General features: G+C 61.6%; 1 protein-coding gene and 1 pseudogene. Both read right to left on the bottom strand.

The features are described 5' to 3' along the window. Positions 1-859, bottom strand: a pseudogene (locus I8N66_RS37315) (hypothetical protein); the annotation flags it as partial. Continuing rightward, a complete protein-coding gene (locus I8N66_RS37310) occupies positions 856-1,458 on the bottom strand; it encodes a hypothetical protein (RefSeq protein ID WP_291165584.1) in 603 nt (200 codons plus the stop codon). The pseudogene I8N66_RS37315 and the gene I8N66_RS37310, both read right to left, overlap by 4 nt. Positions 1,459-1,594 lie beyond the last annotated feature (136 nt).

Here is a 1,594-nt window from a genome sequence, read left to right as displayed (position 1 = left end):
CCCCTGCCCTGATCCACGCGTTCTTTCCGAGCGGCTTGCCGATCTGGTAGACGCCCTTCAGAGCGAATGTCGATGCGCTCGACGGGTCGTCGCCCTGATAGACGGCAATCTCGCCTTCGGTCGAGACGAACACGCACATGTCATTGAGACCGTCGCCGCTCTCAAGCGACCAGGAGACGCCGGTCAGCAGCGAGCCGCCCTTTGTCATGACACCGCCGAGCGGAAACACCACTGCCGCGCCCCCCACCGCGTTGAGGGGTAGATAGTAGGCATCAAGCGTTGCGTTCTTCAGGAAGAACTCACGGTTTTTGAACAGCCAGCCATAGTTGAGTTGCAGCATCGTCGTGCCATCGACGAACGTGATCGCCGGTGACGTGGTCCAGGTGCTGCCGTCGAAAAGTTGCCGGTTGTTCGCGCCATTCAGGCAGACGAGATAGGAGGTGCCGGCGTTGGTATGCTGGAAGGCGCACCAATCACCGCCACTGAGTCCGCTCACGTCGGCCGCAGTTGTGGCTGGCGGCGCTGACGGCGCGGTCATGTTGTAAATGGCTGTTGCCGTAGCCATAAACAGGCGCTCGATGCTGCCGTACTTGTATTTGAAGGCACTGAGGATATCCGTGCCATCGACAGCAAGACCGAATTTCTGCGAGCCGCCGCGGATCTTGCAGCCGGTGAGCGTCGGGAAGAAATTGCGCAGGACGGACGCGGAGCCTGGGCGCTGAGACGCCATATCTGCCGTGGTAACGAGACCGTCCTTCGGCGCCGGATAGGTGATCGGCTGGGAAACCTGCTGTCTCCCGATGCTGACGCTGCCTCGATTGCTCTGCCCGATGCGCGCGGGGCGAACTGCCATCTTCATGCGACACCTCGATCGGCGTTGATTTCCTGGGCGAGGTCCGCTTCGAATTCAGCGAGGTTGTCCTCGTAGGCCAGCCCCTTCTGGCGCTTCCAACGCCAGACGATGCCTTTGACGAGCAGGCGCTCAGGAAAGCGAGTGGTGTCGTCGTCCGAATCTAAAGTTGGGCCTGGGCCGCTCGGATCATGGAGAACCCAGTTCTTCGATAGATAGTCGATGACGGCGCCGACGGCTGATGCGGCCGGGTAAAACAGTATCTGCTGCCCCTTCACGAAGAAATACGGCTGTGCGGACGGGATGCCGACAATGACGGCCCATTGCGAGCTGTTGGTGATCGGGCGGAAGAAATCGCCCACACCGGTCCGCACGGCGCCACCGGGCGTCATACGCTGGTAATCTTCCGGCAGATTCTCAGGAGAGCCGGCGGCCGTGTGCGTGGCCAGCATGCGCTGCCAGTCGGCGCGGCGTGCAATCTCGTCGCCTGCTTCCTGGGCGAGCGCAACCATCGTTTGCGCGTTCGGATCGTTCGAACCGTAGACGCTTTCGAACTGGTCGAGCGAAACGACGTCGCAAACTTCGTTGATGGCGGAAAGTAGGGTCATGGGGTCGGGCCTCCAACGACGACTTGGGCATTGCCCCAGCGCGAGCGCTCGTCACCGATCTTGAGACCAGAAAGCGCCTGCGCTTTAAGCTGCAGCGCTGCGCCGGCCTTGTCGGCGTCTCGTTCCCAGATCGCGA

It is taken from the genome of Ensifer sp. SSB1 (genome assembly GCF_016652895.1).
In the GTDB taxonomy this organism is placed as follows: domain Bacteria; phylum Pseudomonadota; class Alphaproteobacteria; order Rhizobiales; family Rhizobiaceae; genus Ensifer.
The sequence above is the reverse complement of the archived record's forward strand: the minus strand, read 5'-3'. Positions and strand labels throughout refer to the sequence as shown.

Excerpts from the sequence above, each read along its gene's own strand:
- I8N66_RS37310 (WP_291165584.1), bottom strand. The coding sequence starts at position 1,458 with ATGACCCTACTTTCCGCCATCAACGAAGTTTGCGACGTCGTTTCGCTC.